Origin of the sequence: Streptomyces avidinii (assembly GCF_014650695.1) — a bacterium.
Taxonomy (GTDB): Bacteria; Actinomycetota; Actinomycetes; order Streptomycetales; family Streptomycetaceae; genus Streptomyces; species Streptomyces avidinii.
Genome location: NZ_BMVL01000017.1, coordinates 162,481 through 180,511, shown reverse-complemented (window position 1 = coordinate 180,511; position 18,031 = coordinate 162,481). Strand labels below are relative to the sequence as shown.

Here is an 18,031-nt window from a genome sequence, read left to right as displayed (position 1 = left end):
CCGCGCGCGCCGAGCCGAGGAGACACCCCGGCACGGCCCCACGCACCGACCCGAGCCGACCCCGCCGCACACCCCAGTCACGCCGTCCACTGAGGTGCGGGCCCGCACATCCAGCCTCGCCGGCGATTGAGGCGCGGGTCCGGGCAGAGCCCGGCACACAGCGCGAGCCGCACCACCGAGCCGCCGAGCCGCCCGCAGGGCAACCGGCCGGAGCCGACGCTACGCGAGGTGGCCCGTGTCGTTCCAGCGTTCCAGCGCCGGCGCTCCGTAGGCCCAGCCCAGCACCGACAGGGAGGTCGGCTCCAGCCGGATGCGGGCTCCGAAGGCGGCTTCGAAGCCCAGCCAGCGCGCGGCCAGCGTCCGCAGGATGTGGCCGTGCGCGAAGACCAGGACGTCGCGCTCCGCCGCGCGGGCCCAGGCGACGACCTCGTCCGCGCGCGCCGCGACGTCCGCCACGGTCTCACCGCCCGGGACCCCGTCGCGCCAGATCAGCCAGCCCGGCCGGACCGCCTGGATCTCCGCCGGGGTCATGCCCTCGTAGTCGCCGTAGTCCCACTCCATCAGCGCGTCCCACGGCTCGGCCCGGGCCCCGAAGCCCGCCAGGTCGCAGCTCTCGCTCGCGCGCACCAGCGGGCTGGTGCGGACCTCCACGCCCGGCAGGCCCCGCCACGGGTCACGGGCCAGCCGCTCGCCGAGCAGCTTCGCGCCCAGCCTGCCCTCGTCCAGCATCGGCACGTCCGTGCGTCCGGTGTGCTTGCCGAGCTGGGACCACGCCGTCTGGCCGTGGCGGGCCAGCAGGATGCGGGGGGCCATGTGAATTCTCCCGGTTCGTTCGAGGTCCGTACATCATCCATCACCCGCCCCCGCAGCCGGTTTCCGCACTAAGTCCACGATTGTCAGTGGCGGATGGGACACTTCCGCGGGTGAGCTCCTACCCGCCCGCCAGCCCCGCGCAGCCGACGACACTGCGGCAGCGGCTCGCCGGTCTGCGTGGCCCTGCCGTGCCGCCCCGCCCGCTCGACGCCCGGGCGCTCGCGGCCCTCGCCGCGAATCCCGGCTGCGGCAGGCGCGCCCTGCTCGACGGCGCCGGCGTGGACAAGACCGCCCTCGCCACCGCGCTCGGCTCCCCCGCCTCCTTCGGGCAGTCGCAGTTCGCCATAGTCCGCGGGAACTCCTTCGAGGCCAAGGTCAAGGGCGACGGCGGAGCCGAGCTGCTGCGGCTGGTCCACGCACACCTCGCGCCCGCCGCCGAGCCGCCCGGGTCCCCCGGGTCCGGCGCCCTCGTCCCCGACCTCACCGCCGCCGGGCCCGAGGGCCGCGCCGCCCGGACCGCGCTCGCGCTGCGCGAGGCGACCGCCGCCGGCCGGGACACCGGGGCCTGGACGCTGCTGGACCACCCGATGCTCGCCCTGGAGGTGGCCGGCTCCCCCGCCTACCTGGAGCCCGACGCCGTCGTCGTCCACCCCGACGGCCGCTGGACCGTCGTGGAGATCAAATCCTTCCCGATGATCGACGGCGCCGCCGACGCCGCGAAGGTGGGCGCAGCCGCCCGGCAGGCCGCCGTCTACGTCCTGGCCCTGGAGAAGACCGCCGAGAAGCTGCCGGGCGCCGAGGTGGCGCACACCGTGCTGCTGGTCTGCCCGAAGGACTTCTCGAACCTGCCCACCGCCTCCGCCGTCGACATCCGCCGCGAGCGCTCCGTGACCCGCCGCCAGCTGGACCGGCTGACCCGCGTCGAGGAGCTGGCCGCCGCTCTGCCCGAGGGCCTCTGCTTCGACCCGGAGACCCGGACCGCCGAGGAGCTCGCCCTGGCGGTGTCCGCGGTGGACGCCGCGTACGCCCCGGAGTGCCTGGCCGCCTGCGAGCTGGCCTTCCACTGCCGCGACCGGGCCCGCGCCGCCGACCACGTCACGGCACTGGGCCGGTCCGTGCGGGGTGAGCTGGGCGCCCTGACCACCGTCGAGGCCGCGCTCGCGGCGGCCGCCGGAGCCGGCTGCGCCGAGGATCCGACCGCCGCCGCGCTGCACCGCGCCGCCCGGCTGCGCGCCGAGGCCCTGGATGCGGCCGCCGCCCGCCCGCCGCACCACCTCCCGGAGAACCCCGCATGTCCCTGCTGAGCACCCTGGCCCGGCTGGAGGCCGTACGGGCGGGCCGCGCCCAGCCGCTCGCGACCGTGCGGCACCGCCACCTGAGCGAGCACCCGATGGTCCTCGTGCCACTGACCACCGCCGGTGAGGCGGGCGCCCCGCTCGGCGCCATGGTCGGCACCGACCGGCACGCGCCGCAGATCTTCGTGATCCCCCAGCCGCGCGACCGCGACCGGCGCTGGGCCTTCCTCGCGGACCTGGCGGTCCAGGTGCTGGCCCACATCGACGCGTACGCGGACGCGGTGGAGCCGGCCGAGCGCAGCGAGACCGACCCGGAGACGGGCAAGCGGGTCAAGGTGGAGACCGAGCTGTGCGTGGACGCGCCGCAGCTGATCGTGCCGAGCCGGGCGGGCATCGAGTACGTACGGCTGCTCGGGCGCTCGATGCGGTTCCGCCGTACCGCCGAGGAGGACCCGGACAATCCGTATCCGGCTCCGTCGCAGGTGCCGATGCTCGGGCGCTGGTTCACCCACCTCGCCGAGCGGTCCCGGGTGCCCGGCTCCTCGATGCTGCTGTCGGCCACCGACCTGTTGTCCCGGCACTGGGCCACCGGCCAGAGCAATCTGGAGGACCAGCACCTGGGCGCCCTGCTGGGCTGGATCGACCCGCCCGAGGGCCACTGCGGCGCCGCGGCCGCCCTCCGGGCCGAGCTGGGGCGCGACAAGGACGGCCAGTTGCTGTGCCCGCCCGCCGGTCCGGCCACCGACCCGGCCTTCGACAACAAGCTGCTGGCCCCGGCGATCGCCCGGTACGACGCCGCGCGCGCGGCCCTGGCGGCCGGTCCCGGGGACGACGACCGCCACGTCCGGTCCGCCGAGCAGGAGGTGCACCGGCTGGTCGCCTCCCAGCTGTCGAACACCTGGTGGAACACCTGGGAGGCGATCGACCTGCTGCGCGCCCTGCCGCCGGGCGAGCGCGCGGAGGAACGCTGGACGCGCGACCGCTGGTCGTACACCGGCCACCGGGACCGCGTACGGGCGGGTGAGCCGCCGCAGCCGCGGCGCGACGACGCGGTGACGGCGGCCCAGAAGCTGGCCACGCGGGAGACCGAGCAGGTGCGGCTCGACGCCCAGGAGGCGCTGGACGACCCGCTGGTGATGGCCGGCCGGCGGCTCGCGGGCGAGGCCTTCGCCGGTGAGGTCACCGAGGTGGTGATGGAATGGACGGAGTCGAAGCGGCCGAGCCCGCGCCCGCTGGTGACCGTGGTGACGGAGGACCGGCCGCAGCTCGCGGACGAGGGCGGCGGGAAGGTGTTCCGCTCGCTGGACGGGCGCCCGCAGAGCGCGCAGTTCGTCCGCTTCGAGGAGGACGGGCGGCTGGTGCTGCGGCTCCTCGACAAGATGGGCCGCGGCCGCGACCCGGAGCCGGGGTCCGTGCCGGAGAAGGGTGACCGGCTCTGCTGGACGCTCTTCGAGCACGACGCGCGGGGTGGCCCGAAGCTCCCGGAGCCCGAGCAGACCCCGTGGACCCACGGCGGCCCGCCCGGGAGCGCGGGCGCCCTCCCCCTGCCCGACTCCGTGACCGACGAGGATCTGCTGTGACCACGACCGCCCCCTTCGACCCGGGCGCGGCGGCTGCCCGGGCGACCGCCGCGATCCTGGCCGACACCCTGCACGGGACGGAGCGGGGGGTGGTCGTCGACTCCCCGCCCGGCGCCGGCAAGTCCACGCTCGTGGTCCGGGCGGCCCGGGAGCTGGCTGCGGCCGGGCGCCGGCTGATGGTGGTCGCGCAGACCAACGCGCAGGTCGACGACCTGGTGCTGCGCCTCGCCGACAAGGACCCGGAGCTGAAGGTGGGCCGGCTGCACAGCAGCGAGGGGGACGCCTACGATCCGGCGTTGCGCGAGCTGCCCTCGGTCACCCTGTCGGCGAAGCCGAAGGACCTGGCGGAGCTGCCGATCACCATCTCCACGGCGGCGAAGTGGGCGTTCGTCAAGGACGTCGAACCCTGGCAGCACGCGATCGTCGACGAGGCGTACCAGATGCGCTCGGACGCGCTGCTGGCCGTGGCCGGGCTGTTCGAGCGGGCGCTGTTCGTGGGCGACCCGGGGCAGCTGGACCCGTTCAGTGTGGTCGGCGCGGAGCAGTGGGCGGGCCTGTCCTACGATCCCTCCGCCTCGGCGGTGAGCACTCTGCTCGCGCACAATCCGCAGCTGCCGCAGCACCGGTTGCCGGTGTCCTGGCGGCTCCCGGCGTCGGCCGCGCCGCTGGTCTCCCGCGCCTTCTACCCGTACACGCAGTTCCGCAGCGGTACGGGCCCGGGCGAGCGGCGGCTGTCGTACGGGGTCCCGTCGGACGGGTCGGGCCCGGACCGGGTCCTGGACGAGGCGGCCGAGGCGGGCTGGGGCCTGCTGGAGCTGCCCGCCCGGCACACTCCGCGCACCGATCCGCAGGCGGTCCGGGCGGTGGCCCTGGTGGTCCGCCGGGCGCTGGATCGCGGGGCGGTGACCTCCGACGAGCAGTCCCCGGCCCCGGCCCCGCTGACGGCGGACCGGATCGCGGTCGGCACGGCGCACCGGGACCAGGCGGCCGCGGTCCGCGCGGCGCTGGCCTCGCTCGGGGTCACGGGGGTCACGGTGGACACCGCGAACCGGCTCCAGGGCCGCGAGTACGACCTCACGGTGGTGCTCCACCCGCTGTCGGGCCGCCCGGACGCGACGGCCTTCCATCTGGAGACGGGCCGGTTGTGCGTGCTGGCCTCCCGGCACCGGCACGCGTGCGTGGTGGTGGCCCGGGCGGGGATAGCGGAGTTGCTGGACGACCACCCGTCGACGGAGCCGGTCCAGCTGGGCGTGACGGTGAAGTTCCCGGACGGCTGGGAGGCGAACCATTCGGTCCTGGCCCATCTGGCCGAGCACCGGGTGTCCTGGCGGCCCTGAACCGGTCGGGGCGTCACCGTGTCGCCGGCGACCGCTCCTTGCGGCGGGACCGGCTCATGTCTTGCGTCGCGCGCCGAGGCGTTCGCGGAGCACCTCGCCCACCTCGGCCAGGGTGCGCAGCTGGTCCGGTGCGAGGGCGTCGAGCAGGTGGCGGCGTACGGACTCCACGTGCAGCGGGGCGGCTTCCGTGATCATGGTGACCCCGGAGTCGGTGAGGACCACCTCGGCTCCCCGACCGTCGGAGGCCACCTCCTCGCGGCGGACGACGCCCCGCTGTTCCATCCGGGTGAGCTGGTGGGAGAGCCGGCTGCGCGACCAGCGCATCAGTTCGGCCAGTGCGCTGATGCGCATGCGGTGGCCGTCGGTGGAGCCGAGCACCGACAGGACGTCGTAGTCGGCCTCGGAGAGTCCGCTGTCCTGGTTGAGGTCGCGTGCGATCTCGGCGTTGACCAGCGGGAACATCCGTCGCCACGCGTACCAGGCGTCCTGTTCGGACTCGGTGAGCCAGCGGGGCCCGGGCTCCGGTGCGGGGGTCATGTCCGCCACTCTAACCAGGTCGGTGACACATCACTTATCTAATTGACACGTCACCCAGATTCCCGCTTCTATAGATGACACATCAACAACCACATCGACCGGAAGCGCCCACCATGACCCGCCTGCACGTCATCTCCGCCGCCACCCGCCCCACCTCCGCCGGCCGCCCGCTCGCCCGCTGGGTCACCGAGCAGGCCCGCGAGCGGGGCGGCTTCGAGGTCACCCCCGTCGACCTCGCCGAGATCGCCCTGCCGTTCCTGGACGAGCCGGAATACGCCTCCACGGGCAACTACGCGCATCAGCACACCCGCGACTGGAGCGCCCTGGTCGACTCGGCCGACGCCTTCCTCTTCGTCCTGCCGATGTACAACGGCGGCTTCACGGCCCCGTTCAAGAACGCGATCGACTTCCTCTACAACGAGTGGAAGGGCAAGCCGGTCGGCATCGTCAGCTACAGCGCCGGCCCCACCGGCGGCGCCCCGGCCGCCCAGATGCTGCTGCCCGTCCTCACCCGGCTCGGCATGCTGCCCGCCGAACGCTCGGTCGCCGTCCCCGGCATCCCCAAGCTGCTCGGCCCCGAGGGATTCCTCGCGCCGGAGACGCTCGCGGGCGAACTCGCCGGGGTCCTGGACGACGTGGCCGACCTGGCGGCGCAGCGCGCCGCGGCGGCCGTCACGGTCTGACCTGCGCGCCCTGCGCGTCGAGGGCGTCCGCGGGGAACTCCGCGGGCGCCCCTTTCCGTTCGCTCAGCCCCGTACGGCGGCCAGCGCCTCGTCGTAGAGGGCCGCCAGGTCACTGCGGCCGCCGCCGCGCACCCAGGCTTCAGTGGCGGCGTCGACGCAGGCGAAGACGGTCGCGACCACCGCCGCGGCGCGGACCTCGGAGACCGGCCCCTCCCCCGCGGCCATGCGGTCCGTGACGGCGGGCAGGACCGCCTCCTGCCAGCGCAGCCGCTTCTGCGTGTAGCGGGCGCGCAGCGACGGGGTGTCGAAGATCAGCGTCGTGATCTCCAGCAGCTGCTCCGGGCTGCCGTGCGCATCCATGAGTGCTTCGAAGCCGGCGCGCAGGGCCTCCCACGGGGTGGCGGCGGCGGGCTGGGCCTCCACCGCCGCGCGGAGCAGTTCGCCGTGCTCCTCCTGCTCGCCGCAGACGATGTCCTCCTTGGTACCGAAGTACCGGAACAGCGACCGCTGGGAGATGCCCGCCTCCTTGGCGATCTGCGCGATCGTCGTGGCCTCGTAGCCCTGCTCCGCGAAGAGCCGCATGGCCGTCTCGAAGATGCTCGCCACCACGGCCTGCCGGGAGCGGTCCCACAGGCTCGGCTGCGTTGCGGTGGTCCCCATCCGGCCAGCATATAGGCGGACCGCCCATCTGGCCCCTACTGTCCGATTGGCAGTGACTGCCAGGCGGGCATACAGTGATGTCCGACGCTGTCCGTCACCCCCTGGGCGAGGAGCCACTGTGAACGCCGTCGACTACCGAGGCAGGACCACCCTGATCACCGGCGCCAGCTCGGGCCTGGGCGCCGAGTTCGCCCGCCAGATGGCCGCGCGGGGCTCCGGCCTCGTACTCGTCGCCCGCCGCGAGGACCGTCTGAAGGAGCTCGCCGGACAGCTGTCCGCGACCCACGGCGTCGCGGTGGAGACGATCACCATGGACCTGGCCGTCGACGGGTCGGGAGAGCTGCTGGCCGCCGAGGTCGACCGGCGCGGCATCAAGGTCTCCGCCGTCATCAACAACGCCGGCTTCGGCACCTACGGCCGCTTCCACGAGGAGGACCCGCAGCGCCTCCGCCAGGAAGTGGGCCTCGACGTGATGGCCGTCGTCGACATCAGCCGCGCCTTCATCGGGCGGCTGCGCGCCCACGGCGAGGGCGTGCTGGTGAACGTCGCCAGCATGGCCGCCTACCAGCCGGTGCCGAACATGGCCGTGTACGCCGCCACCAAGGCCTTCGTACTCAGCTTCACCGAGGCCCTCTGGCAGGAGAACCGGGGCACCGGGCTGCGCGTCCTGGCCCTGTCGCCCGGCGCGACGAAGACGGAGTTCTTCGACGTGGTCGGCACGGAGGACGCCGCCGGCGGCACCCGGATGCAGACCTCCGAGGAGGTCGTGCGCACCGCGCTGAAGGCACTGGACCGGAAGAACCCGCCGCCGAGCGTGATCTCCGGAGGCATGAACCGGGTGATGGCCTTCGCCGGACGGTTCGCGAGCCGCCGCACGGTCGTGCGGATGGTCGACCGGATGTCCGCCCCCCGGACCGCCTGACGGGGATTCCGCGGGTGCGAATATCGGCGCCGGCCGCTCACCTGCTCGACTCCCTCGCCACGGACACCACCCGGCTGCGCCTGCGTCCCGCCGGCCGTACGGGTGTTCCCGCCCGTCGCGCAGGGGTCTTGCGTGGCGTTGGACAATGGACGGTGGCCCGGAATCACTTCGCACGCGCAGCAGGAGGACACGCATGGCAGAGCCCGAGCGGACCGAGCGGCGGCTGCGGCCGGCGCCTCTGCTCTTCGAGCCCTCGGAGGCCGTGGCGGACCCGGAGCACTTCTTCGACCTGGAGTCGATCGAGGACCCGCGCGAGCTACTGGTCCGTGCGACCGAGCTGACGCTGGCCTTCCGGGCCGCGCAGGAGCGGGCGGTGGAGTTCCAGGCCCTGGCGGCCGCCCAGCTGGCGGACCCCCGGCGGTTCGACCGGCTGACGCCGGCCCTCATCGCCGAGCAGGCGGAGTGGACCGAGGACTACGCCCGCAAGATGATCGAATTCGGCGAAACCCTCCAGCGCGGCACCGGCACCGACCTCACCTAGGCCGTCTCTCCACGGCGGACGTGACGCAGGTCACGGGAACCCCCTCGTGGGTGCCGGACAGCCGACAGGAGTGACAACAGAGATGCGAACCCGGGTGCGGTCCGGGGATCCGGACGCCTATGCGGAGCTGTTCGACAGCTACGCCCGCACCGTCTACAACCATGCCTTCCGGATGACCGGGGACTGGGCCTCCGCCGAGGACGTCATGTCTGCGGTCTTCCTGGAGGCATGGCGGCTGCGCGGCACGGTCGATGCCGAGGGCGGGTCGCTGCGGCCCTGGCTCCTGGGCATCGCCACCAACCTCGCCCGCAACCACTGCCGCAGCAACCGGCGCTACCGGGCCGCCGCTGCCGCCGCCACGGCGGCGGCCGGCGCCGCGTCCGCGCCCGACCACGCCGACGAGGTGGCCGGCCGACTGGACGACCGGCAGCAGATCGCGGCCACGCTGGCGCAGTTGAGCGCGCTGCGCGGACCCGAGCGCGAGGTGCTCCTGCTGTGCCTGTGCGAGGGCCTGGAGTACGCCGAGGCCGCCCGGGTCCTCGGCATCCCGGTCGGGACCGTGCGCTCCCGGCTGTCCCGGGCCCGTACGAAGCTGCGCAAACTCGCCGACGCGGAACTGAAGAAGAACAAACGGGAACTCGCGGCTCGCCCCCGACAGACATATGGCGACCGCGCGAAAGCGGTCCGGTCCGCACAGGAAGGAACCCGATGAACGCCGACCTTTCCCGCCCCCACCCGGCCGGCCAGGAGGAGAACTCTCCCCTTCTGCCGTTCGCCGAACGGGAACTGCCCGCGGGCCGCCACCAGTTCCACAAGGAGCGACTGATGGCCCAGATCCACGAAGACCTCCGCGCCGCCGACGCCGCCACCACCGCGACCCCGGCCCGCGCCGGCGCCCGCACCACCACGTCGCGCAACCCGTTCCTGCGCCGCTCGTTCCTCGTGCCCGCCGCGGGCTTCGCCCTGGCCGGCGCGCTCGCCGTCGGCTTCTTCTCCTACGTGGACCGGGGCGCCGCGGACGGACCCGGCTCCACGATCGCCACGGGCCCGGCTCTGACCACCCGGATCGGCGCCGCCGACCCCAAGGGGGCCCCGCAGCTCCTGGACCGCATCTCCCTGGCCTCCGCCTCCGTCGCCGGCCCGGCGGTGCGCGCGGACCAGTTCATCTACATCGGCAGCAAGACGGCCAACACCTACGTGAAGACCGTCGGCAGCAAGAGCACCCTGGTCAGCGAGCAACTGCACATGCGCCACCAGTGGAACTCCGCGGACGGCACCGAGGGCTGGCTGATCGAGCCCGGCAACACCGGACCGGAGGGCGTGACCCTCGCCGGGCCCGACGAGAAGGGCAATGCTCCGACGCCGCACCTCAACGCACCCACCCACAACTACCTGGCGGCGCTGCCCACCGACCCCGACGCGCTGCTCGGGCGGATCTACCAGGAGACCAAGGGCAAGGGAAACAGCCCCGACCAGGAGGCCTTCACCACGATCGGCGACCTGCTGCGCGGCAGCTACCCGCCGGCCGAGCTCACGACCGCGCTCTACCGGGCGGCGGCGAAGATCCCCGGCGTGGTGATGGTCGACGACGCGGTCGACGCCGCGGGCCGCAGCGGCATCGCGGTCGCCCGGCTCGACGAGCGGTCCGGCCTGCGCGAGGAATGGATCTTCGACCGCCAGACCCTCGCGTTCCTCGGCGAGCGCAGCGTCCAGGTGCAGGGCGAGTCCGGCGAACAGGGCCTGATCAAGCCCGGCACGGTCGTGTTCACCAGTGCCATCACGACCCGGACGGTCGTCGACCGGATCAAGGAGATCCCGGCCGGTTGATCCGGACCGCTCGGGCCCACGGTCCGCCCGCCGACGCGGTGGGACACCCGGTCCGGGCGGGCCGACGTCGGGCGTGCGGGCGGTCGTCGGGCCCGTACGCCACCCGCACCGCCGAGCGCACCGCCGAGCGCAGCGGACCGGCGCAAGATACTCCAGGGCCACCCGCCGCGTCCCGGTTTTCGGTAACTCGGGGCATTCATATCGCTACGGCGGGTACACCTGGCATATGACGACGCTGACGACGGCTCCCGCGCTCACCGCTCCCGCCACCCACGTCACCCCGCAGGGCGCCGCCTGGCTCGCCTCCGCCGCCGCCCACCCCCGGCGCACCCTCGCGGTGTGGCAGGCGCGGCCCGGGCTGCCCGCCACACTGCCCTGCGGGGACCCCTTCGACGTCGTCAACGTCCCCCTCGTCCTCGGGCGCCGCGTCCTGGACCTGCTCTGGGCCGAGGGGCCCGGCTCCGGGCCGGTCGCCGTGCACCGCGGCCGGATGCTGCTCTTCGCCGCCCCCGGTACCGCGCACCGGCTTCCCGCCCTGCTGGCGTGGGAGGAGTGGGGAGCTTCCCGTACCGCCCCGGTGCCGCTCTGCCACGGCCGCGGGGACGCCGTCACCGTGCCGCCGCTGGCCGCCACGCCCGGCCCTTCCCGGTGGCTGGTGGCTCCCGACATGCGGGAGCCGTGGCTTCCCGGGCCCGAGGCCCTGCTCTGGGCCTTCGTACGGGCGGCCCGCACCCCGGCACCGACCGGACCTGGGGATATCGATTTTTCGTTCCGCGGATCCTCCTGCTAATGTCTTCCTCGTCAGCAAGCGCCGCTAGCTCAGTTGGTTAGAGCAGCTGACTCTTAATCAGCGGGTCCGGGGTTCGAGTCCCTGGCGGCGCACAGACGGAAGAAGGCCCCCACGCGAGTGGGGGCCTTCTTCGTCGTGCCCCGCGGACCTTCCCGCGGGGCTTCCCGAGCATCACCCCGTGGTCACGTCGTGATCTTCACCGTGTACGCGCCGGACCGGGTGCGGTCCGCCACCTCGATGGTGATCCGCTCCCCCGGCACGGTGTACGTCTCACCCACCTCCAGCGGCGCGTCCGCCAGCGGCGGGTACACCGAGCGGTCCCAGCACGCCTCCGTCGACGGGTGCGCGTCCAGCACCTCGATGGGGCCGCCGCCCGACGCCGCCTCGTTGCGCACCCGGTAGACCAGGACGCCCTCCGTGCAGGTGTCCCCGTCGTTGCCGGCGGAGCCGCGCGCCTCGACCGCGATCGCGCTGCCGGGGCCCGTACGGATCACCGCGAGCCGGGTCCCGCCGATCCCGCCGCTCGGCGGGGCCTCGGCCAGCGGCTGGAGGGTGTGCAGCGAGGAGCCCGACTGCACGCAGTCCACCTGGGACGAGTCCAGCCAGCCCAGCTTCCACTTGTGCCAGGCGAAGAGGTCCGGGGCCATGCCGAACTGACTGCCCATGACGTCCCAGTCCCCGACGTACGTGTCCCAGTCACCCTTGCCGTCCGTGGGCCGGTGATAGAGGTCGGGCAGGTCGAAGACGTGCCCGGTCTCGTGGGCCAGGACGTTCCGGTCCGGCGGATGGCGCTCGAAAACGGTGACGATCCGCCGCAGTTCCGTGCCGTCCGCGACGATCGGATGCTCGAAGTTGACGACCTTCGTGGCGTCGGAGTCCACGCCGGGCGCGTCCGGGTCGGCCACGAAGTACACGACGTCGTACTTGCGGAAGTCCACCTGCGCGTCGGCGGTGGCGACCGCGTCCCGCAGGTAGGCCGCCCGGTCGGCGGCGACCCAGTCCCGCTTTATGCCGTACGCGGTGGACGGCTTGGGCATCTGGACCCACTGCTTCTGCGGGTGCGGGGCCAGCCGGAACCGCCCGTACGAGGCCTGCTCGAAGAAGTTGCTGGTGGCGGGGAAGTAGTCGCCGACGATCTCCTCGGTCGTCAGCGCGCTGCGGTGGTCCGGGAAGGAGAGGAAGACCATGACCGCATCGAGTGTGCGCTCGGGCTTGGGGTAGGCGCCGTTCCAGGTGTCCAGGCCGAGGGAGTGGTGCGCCGTGGTGCGGGTCAGTGCGCAGGGTCCGGCTCCGGAGTCGGCCACCGCGGGTCCGGCGACGAGCGACATGGCGGCGAGCGCCGTCAGGGAGGTGAGCGCCGCGGCGGTACTTCGGATGCGGGAGCGTTCCACTCCCCCGGGTGTCTGCTGTCGCGCCACATCGACCTCCGGTGGTGGATTCGTGCCTGTTCATCCACCTTGAGGCGATTGTCTTACTAATGCCCTGTTCCGCTGCCCCACACGAGTGAGCAATACGGCAAGCCGGTGACCCCCGGACTTCACGCCTCTGCCTACAGAACGTCACGACCGATCACCTGAGATCAGCAGGAGCATCCGCATGCTCAGAGCCGCGCAGAAACGATCGCCCGATCTTCGGGCGGCGATCCGTCATCACACCGAACTGACCCGTCTCAACCGGTGGTGCCGCTGGATAGAGCCTCCCGGCAGCCTCTATGATCGGCACACTTTCCTGCGCGGACACTCACGAACACTGCGGGAGCCAACGGTGAGCGGAACCTCAGAAGGAACCGGTTCGGCGGCCGACAGCATCCGATCGGCCATTACGGAGCGTCACCCGGCAGTGCCGGCAGTGCCGTCGGCATCGGCCACCCGGGCCGCCCCGGCGTCGCCGCACCGCGCCGAATCCGACCTGCGCGACTACCGGGCCGCCTTCAACGCGGCCCACCTCGCCATGGCCGTCGTGGACCGTGAGGGCTACGTCGTCGCCGCCAACCAGGCCTTCGCCGGGCTCCTCGGCAGCGAGCCCCACGCCCTCGTCCACCGGTGCGCCGCCGACCTGGTGGACCTGGCCGCGGAGGCCCGCACCTGGGCCGCGTACCAGGAGGTGCTCCGCGGGCGGCAGGCCCGGCTGCGCTGCACCCGCCGCCTCAAGCACCCCGACGGGCACTCGCTCTGGACCGAGGTCACGCTCGGACCCGTCCCCGGCACGGGGAACGTCCTGCTGTCGGTGGCCGACATCAGCGACCGCCGCGACCTCCAGGCCCGCCTGCGCCACCTCCAGATGCACGACCCGGTCACGCGCCTGCCGAACCGCGCCCTGTTCTTCGAGCGGCTCTCCGCCGCCCTGGAGGCCGCCTCGTACGAGCACGGCGGCGGCACCGGCCGGATCGGGCTGTGCTACCTGGACCTCGACGGGTTCAAGGCCGTCAACGACACCCTGGGCCACCGGGTCGGCGACCGGCTGCTCACCGCCGTCGCCGCCCGACTCACCCAGTGCGCCGACCAGTCCGGCTACGGGCGCACCGGCGGGCACCTGGTCGCGCGGCTCGGCGGCGACGAGTTCGCCCTGCTGGTCGAGGACTCCACCGGCACCGAGCAGCTGGCGGACCTGGCGCGGAGCGTCCTCGCCGCCGTACAGGAACCTTTCGACCTGGCCGGGCAGCGGCTGTCCGTCTCCGCCTCGATCGGGGTCGTGGAGCGGTCCGCGGCCGGCACCTCGGCGACCGGTCTGATGCAGGCCGCCGACACGACGCTGTACTGGGCCAAGGCGGACGGCAAGGCCCGCTGGACGCTCTTCGACCCGGAGCGCAATGCCCACCGGATGACCCGCCAGGCGCTCTCCTCGACGCTCCGGCCGGCCGTGGAGCGGGACGAGTTCGAGCTGGAGTACCAGCCGCTGGTGGACCTGGAGAGCGGCGCGGTGCGCGGCGTCGAGGCCCTGGTGCGCTGGAACCACCCGCAATTCGGCACGCTCACGCCGAATCGGTTCATCGGGATCGCGGAAGAGGACGGCTCCATCGTTCAGTTGGGACAGTGGGTCCTGCGGACCGCCTGCCGGCAGGCCCGCCGCTGGCAGATCGAACAGCCCAGCGACGCCCCGGTCTTCGTTTCCGTCAACGTCGCCGTCCGGCAGGTCTGGGACTCGGACCTCGTGGGCGATGTCGCGGAGATCCTGGCCGAGACGGGCCTCGCCCCGCAGCTGCTCCAACTGGAACTGACCGAATCGGCGGTCATGGGCTCGGCCGGGCGTCCCCTCCAGGCCCTTCAGGCGCTCAGCGACATGGGCGTGCGGATCGCGATCGACGACTTCGGCACCGGCTACTCGAACCTCGCCTACCTCAGCAGGCTCCCTGTATCAGTTCTGAAACTGGACGGCTCCTTCGTCCGGGGGTTCCGCTACGAGGAGGGCACCCACCCGAACCCGGCCGACGAGACCATCGTCGAGGCCCTGGTCCAGCTCGCGCACCGGCTGGGCCTGACGGTCACCGCCGAGTGCGTGGAGACCGCGGGACAGGCCGCACGGCTGCGTCGCGTGGGCTGCGACACGGGCCAGGGCTGGCTCTACTCACGGGCCGTGGCGCCGGAGCGGATCGCCGAGATGATCGGTACCCGGCCGGGCGCGGAACACCCCGGCTAGCCCGTTCCGCTTCGTCGTCGGGAGGGCTTCTGGGGGCCCTTTCATCGCTGGACAGGCCGGACCCCCCTTGTAACGATCTTCGAGCGAAAGACGTTCGACCGATTTCTTGCATTCTGGGGGACACCATCATGAAGCTCACCCGTTCCGCGCTCGCCCTGACCGTCGGCGCCCTGGCCCCGGCCCTGCTGCTCGCCACCCCGGCCCTCGCCGCCGGCCCGGCTGCCGCCGCACCCGCCAAGGTGGCTGCGGTGACGGCCGGGGAGTCGCCGTACGACACCATGTCGGACGCCGACCTGCGCGTCGAGGTCGCGCGCATCCTGGCCACGAACCCGGGCAAGGGCGTGACCCGGGCGGCCAACAGGGCCCTCGACGGCACCACCGAGGACGTCCGCACCTTCCTGAAGACGGGCCTGGCCAAGGCCCAGGACGAGGACAACATGGTCGCCATCCTCCGGATCCTCAACACCAAGCCCGGCAAGGGCGTGACCCGCGAGATCAACAAGGCCCTCGACGGCACCCCGGCCGACCGCGTCGCCTTCCTCGCCACCGGCCTGCGGCTCGCCCAGGCGGAGGACGACCGCGTCGCCGTCGCCACCATCCTCGCCCGCCCGGGCATCAGCGACGCGCTGTACGCGGAGATCCAGCGGCTCCTGGACGGCGGCACTCCGGAGGAGCTCCGGTACTTCATCACCGTCGGCCAGTACCAGTTCTGACACGAGGAGGCCGGACCGCCCGTCGGGCGGTCCGGCCTTCCCGCGCGGTCGTCCGGCCCGGCCGGGCTAGCCGCTCACGACCTTGTCGTAGCGCAGGGCGACGTAGCCCGAGGCGGCGTGGCCGGCGATGCGGCCGTCACTGCCGCCGTTGAGGTAGTCCTGACCGCGCATCATGTCGTCGTTGGTGTTGGCCTCGTGGATGTACGAGAACTTGCCGGCGGCCTTGTCGACCCACTTCTCGAAGAGCACCACGTGCCCGTCCAGGGTGTTCAGCGCGTCACCGGGCTGGAGGTCGGACTTGGAGATGGTGGCCGCGATGCTCGGCAGGCTCTGCGTCGTGTAGCTGGTGCCGGCGTGCCAGACCATGGAGACGAAGCCGGAGCAGTCGGTGCGGTAGGTGTGGTCGCCGTCCGGGTCGGTGGCGTACGCCCCCTGGTTGTAGGGGATGTCACGGTTCAGCCAGTTGGCGGCACGGCTCATGATCTCGCTGCGGGCGATCTGACCGCCCTTGGTGGAGGGGGTGGGGGTCGGGGGCGCCGGCGGCTGATAGGTGCAGTCGCCCGCGAAGGCGGAGAGCAGGGTCTGGGTCCAGCCGCTCGCGTCGACCGGGTCGGCGGGGTGGTAGGCGATGTCGTCGCCCTTGCCGTCGGTGGGGTCGGCGTCGTGGTACCAGTACATCCCCCCGTTCGTACGGCCGTAGTAGAGGCCGCCGCCGGGTGAGACCAGGCTGTCGACCGCCGACCAGCCGGAGCCCTTGAGTTCCGAACTCTCCCAGTCCCCCACACCGTTGATCTGGTAGGAGAGCAGCCTGCCATCGGAGGTGCTCGCGACCAGGACGTCGTCGCCCGCGGCGGCGAGCGTCTTGAGGACGAAGCCCGTGTCGATCACCGCGTGCTTGGCGATGTGGGCCGGACCGCTGGGCTTGGCCTGGGAGACGTTGTAGCGGTGGAGCTCGCCGGCGACCGTGCCGTAGAGGTGGCCGGCGCCGTCGTAGGTCAGCTTGTCGAAGGTCCAGCCGCCGTCCCAGATCTTGGTGACTCCGGCCAGGGCCAGCGCGTTGTCGTTGGTCTGGATGTCGACGCGGTACAGGTCGCCGGCCGTCGAGGTCACGAGAACGGTGTTGAAGTTGAGGGTGGCCATCGCCTTGGGCGTGAAGCCGAGGTTCGAGCCGATCAGGGTCTTCACCCGGTCGCCGGTGTTGGGGGATATCGCCGTGTAGGTGAGGCGGCCGTCGGCGAGGGTGCCGTAGATCGAGACGTCACCGCCGCAGATGGCGGCGGCCTGGGCCGGCGCCGAGGTGAGCGTGACCATGCCGAGGGTGGTGGCAGAGACGGCCAGGGTGGCGGCGAGGCGGCGCTTGAGGGAAGACGAGAACATGGGTGTCTCCGGATTCTGGACAGCCCTGACGTACGCGCGTCGGGCCGGGAAGGTGCGGGGAGAGAGAACGGGAGAGCGGGCGTGACTCGGGTCCGCTCAGTACCAGTTGTTGTTCAGGAAGTGGGTCCAGGCGCCGCACGGCGTGCCGTACTGGCCGTCGATGTAGGACAGGCCCCACTTGATCTGGGTGACCGGGTTGGTGCGCCAGTCGTCGCCGAAGGCGTCCATCTTGGAACCGGGGAGGGCCTGCGGAATGCCGTACGCCGTCGAGTTCGGGTTGTCGGCCCAGTAGCGCCAGCCGCTCTCCCGGTCCCAGAGCTGCTCCAGGCAGTTCCACTGGGTGGTGCTGTTCCAGGCGCCGCCGTCGTGCTTGTTCATCAGGTCGCGGCCGGCCGCCTTCACGGCGGGTATGTCGTGGCCGTCGAGCGGGTCCGCGGTCGTGGTGCAGCTGAAGGTCGCCGGCTGGGCGGACAGCAGCTTCTGCGTCCAGCCACCCGTGTTGACGGGGGTGTCGTTGTGGTAGGCGATGTCGGAGCCGGAACCGTCGGCCGGGTCGGCGTCCTTGTACCAGTACATGGCGCCCGTGGCTTCGATCCGGCCGTAGTAGAGACCCCCGCCGGGCGAGACGACCTGGTCGAAGCCGGACCAGCCGGAGGTCTTGAGGTCGTCGCGGTCCCAGCTGCCGTCGCTGCCGATCCGGTACGAGTACAGCGCGCCGGTCGACGTGGTGGCGAGCAGGCGGTCGTCCCCGGCGGCCGTGAGCGTCTTCAGGACGAAGCCGCTGCCGATCTCCTTGCGCTGGCCGATGTGCGCCGAGCCGGTCGGCTTGGGCTGGGAGACCAGGTACTGGAGCAGGACCCCGCCGGCCGTTCCGTACAGGTGCCCGTGGCCGTCGTAGGTGAGCTTGTCGTGGGTCCAGCCGCTGTCGAAGATCTTGACGGGCGGGCGTTCCAGGACGAGGGACTCGTTGTTGGTGAGGACGTCGAGGCGGTAGAGCGCACCGGACGTCGAGGTCACCAGGATCGTGTTGAAGTTGAGGGTGGCCATCGCCTTGGGCTCGAACCCCAGGTCCGCTCCGACCCGCACCTTCTTCAGCGCGCCGGTGGCCGGGGTGATGGTGCTGAAGGTGAGCCTGCCGTCGGGAAGGACGCCGTAGATCGAGGCGGTCCCGCTGCAGGTGGTCGCGGCCTGCGCCGCCGGGGCGGCCACGACGGCCGCGGCGGTGAGCAGTCCGGCGCCGATGGCGGTGGAGAGGGCGGCCACCGCGCTCGTGCGGGCAGCCTGACGGAAGGTGGTGGTCACTGCGTTCTCCTGAGGAAC

The 18,031-nt window shown here is 72.6% G+C and carries 16 protein-coding genes, 1 tRNA gene and 1 pseudogene; 12 read left to right on the top strand and 6 right to left on the bottom strand.

Annotation, left to right across the window (positions count from 1 at the left end; all coding sequences use genetic code 11):
* Positions 1-219: 219 nt before the first annotated feature.
* The gene (locus tag IE257_RS32875; protein ID WP_189973475.1) at positions 220-813 is read right to left on the bottom strand and encodes a histidine phosphatase family protein; all 594 of its coding nucleotides are present in this window, start codon (positions 811-813) and stop codon (positions 220-222) included.
* A gap of 86 nt (positions 814-899) precedes the next feature.
* Here IE257_RS32875 and IE257_RS32870 point away from each other — a divergent pair, with 86 nt between their 5' ends.
* From IE257_RS32870 to IE257_RS32860, 3 genes are read left to right on the top strand one after another with little or no spacing between them, the layout of a single operon-like run.
* The gene (locus IE257_RS32870; protein ID WP_372453112.1) at positions 900-2,117 is read left to right on the top strand and encodes a hypothetical protein; all 1,218 of its coding nucleotides are present in this window, start codon (positions 900-902) and stop codon (positions 2,115-2,117) included.
* Positions 2,105-3,688 (top strand): hypothetical protein, encoded by a 1,584-nt coding sequence (locus IE257_RS32865; RefSeq protein WP_189973474.1) that lies wholly within the window; start codon positions 2,105-2,107, stop codon positions 3,686-3,688. Before IE257_RS32870 ends, IE257_RS32865 begins: the two co-directional genes overlap by 13 nt.
* Positions 3,685-5,025: an AAA domain-containing protein gene (locus IE257_RS32860; RefSeq protein ID WP_189973473.1), complete on the top strand. Its 1,341-nt coding sequence runs from the start codon at positions 3,685-3,687 to the stop codon at positions 5,023-5,025. The genes IE257_RS32865 and IE257_RS32860 overlap by 4 nt, the downstream gene beginning before the upstream one ends.
* Before the next feature lie 54 nt (positions 5,026-5,079).
* Here the strand turns inward: IE257_RS32860 and IE257_RS32855 are convergent, their stop codons facing one another.
* Positions 5,080-5,562 carry a MarR family winged helix-turn-helix transcriptional regulator gene (locus IE257_RS32855; RefSeq protein WP_189973472.1) on the bottom strand — a complete coding sequence of 161 codons (483 nt, stop codon included), beginning with the start codon at positions 5,560-5,562 and terminating at the stop codon, positions 5,080-5,082.
* 113 nt (positions 5,563-5,675) lie between these two features.
* On the opposite strand from IE257_RS32855, the gene IE257_RS32850 reads away from it, so the two are divergent.
* Positions 5,676-6,245 carry an NADPH-dependent FMN reductase gene (locus IE257_RS32850; protein ID WP_189973471.1) on the top strand — a complete coding sequence of 190 codons (570 nt, stop codon included), beginning with the start codon at positions 5,676-5,678 and terminating at the stop codon, positions 6,243-6,245.
* Positions 6,246-6,308: 63 nt separating this feature from the next.
* Here IE257_RS32850 and IE257_RS32845 read toward each other — a convergent pair whose 3' ends face one another.
* Entirely contained in the window at positions 6,309-6,905 is a 597-nt protein-coding gene (locus IE257_RS32845; protein WP_189973470.1) for a TetR/AcrR family transcriptional regulator, read from the bottom strand.
* Positions 6,906-7,023: 118 nt separating this feature from the next.
* Between IE257_RS32845 and IE257_RS32840 the strand changes: the two genes are divergently transcribed.
* The 6 genes and pseudogenes from IE257_RS32840 to IE257_RS32815 all read left to right on the top strand — a co-directional run bounded on the left by IE257_RS32840 (position 7,024) and on the right by IE257_RS32815 (position 11,077).
* Entirely contained in the window at positions 7,024-7,827 is an 804-nt protein-coding gene (locus IE257_RS32840) for an SDR family NAD(P)-dependent oxidoreductase (protein ID WP_209468426.1), read from the top strand.
* Between the two features lie 193 nt (positions 7,828-8,020).
* On the top strand, positions 8,021-8,368 hold the full coding sequence (locus tag IE257_RS32835) for a DUF8844 domain-containing protein (RefSeq protein WP_189973468.1): 348 nt from the start codon (positions 8,021-8,023) through the stop codon (positions 8,366-8,368).
* A gap of 82 nt (positions 8,369-8,450) precedes the next feature.
* Positions 8,451-9,080, top strand: coding sequence for an RNA polymerase sigma factor (locus tag IE257_RS32830; protein WP_189973467.1), 630 nt, complete (start codon positions 8,451-8,453; stop codon positions 9,078-9,080).
* Positions 9,077-10,195, top strand: coding sequence for a CU044_5270 family protein (locus tag IE257_RS32825; protein ID WP_189973466.1), 1,119 nt, complete (start codon positions 9,077-9,079; stop codon positions 10,193-10,195). Before IE257_RS32830 ends, IE257_RS32825 begins: the two co-directional genes overlap by 4 nt.
* A gap of 226 nt (positions 10,196-10,421) precedes the next feature.
* Positions 10,422-11,013: pseudogene (locus IE257_RS32820) on the top strand (bifunctional DNA primase/polymerase).
* Positions 11,004-11,077, top strand: a tRNA-Lys gene (locus IE257_RS32815). The pseudogene IE257_RS32820 and the gene IE257_RS32815 overlap by 10 nt, the downstream one beginning before the upstream one ends.
* A 90-nt stretch (positions 11,078-11,167) precedes the next feature.
* Here the strand turns inward: IE257_RS32815 and IE257_RS32810 are convergent.
* Complete coding sequence (locus tag IE257_RS32810) at positions 11,168-12,403, bottom strand: M6 family metalloprotease domain-containing protein (RefSeq protein WP_189973465.1); 1,236 nt, start codon at positions 12,401-12,403, stop codon at positions 11,168-11,170.
* 346 nt (positions 12,404-12,749) lie between these two features.
* Here IE257_RS32810 and IE257_RS32805 point away from each other — a divergent pair, with 346 nt between their 5' ends.
* Together IE257_RS32805 and IE257_RS32800 are read left to right on the top strand one after the other, a co-directional pair.
* Positions 12,750-14,621: a putative bifunctional diguanylate cyclase/phosphodiesterase gene (locus tag IE257_RS32805; RefSeq protein WP_229920790.1), complete on the top strand. Its 1,872-nt coding sequence runs from the start codon at positions 12,750-12,752 to the stop codon at positions 14,619-14,621.
* A gap of 128 nt (positions 14,622-14,749) precedes the next feature.
* Positions 14,750-15,334 (top strand): ALF repeat-containing protein, encoded by a 585-nt coding sequence (locus IE257_RS32800; protein WP_189973464.1) that lies wholly within the window; start codon positions 14,750-14,752, stop codon positions 15,332-15,334.
* 66 nt (positions 15,335-15,400) lie between these two features.
* Here IE257_RS32800 and IE257_RS32795 read toward each other — a convergent pair whose 3' ends face one another.
* Entirely contained in the window at positions 15,401-16,711 is a 1,311-nt protein-coding gene (locus IE257_RS32795) for a tachylectin-related carbohydrate-binding protein (protein ID WP_189973463.1), read from the bottom strand.
* A gap of 96 nt (positions 16,712-16,807) precedes the next feature.
* Positions 16,808-18,013, bottom strand: a complete 1,206-nt coding sequence (locus IE257_RS32790) for an aggregation-promoting factor C-terminal-like domain-containing protein (protein WP_189973462.1) — start codon at positions 18,011-18,013, stop codon at positions 16,808-16,810.
* Positions 18,014-18,031 lie beyond the last annotated feature (18 nt).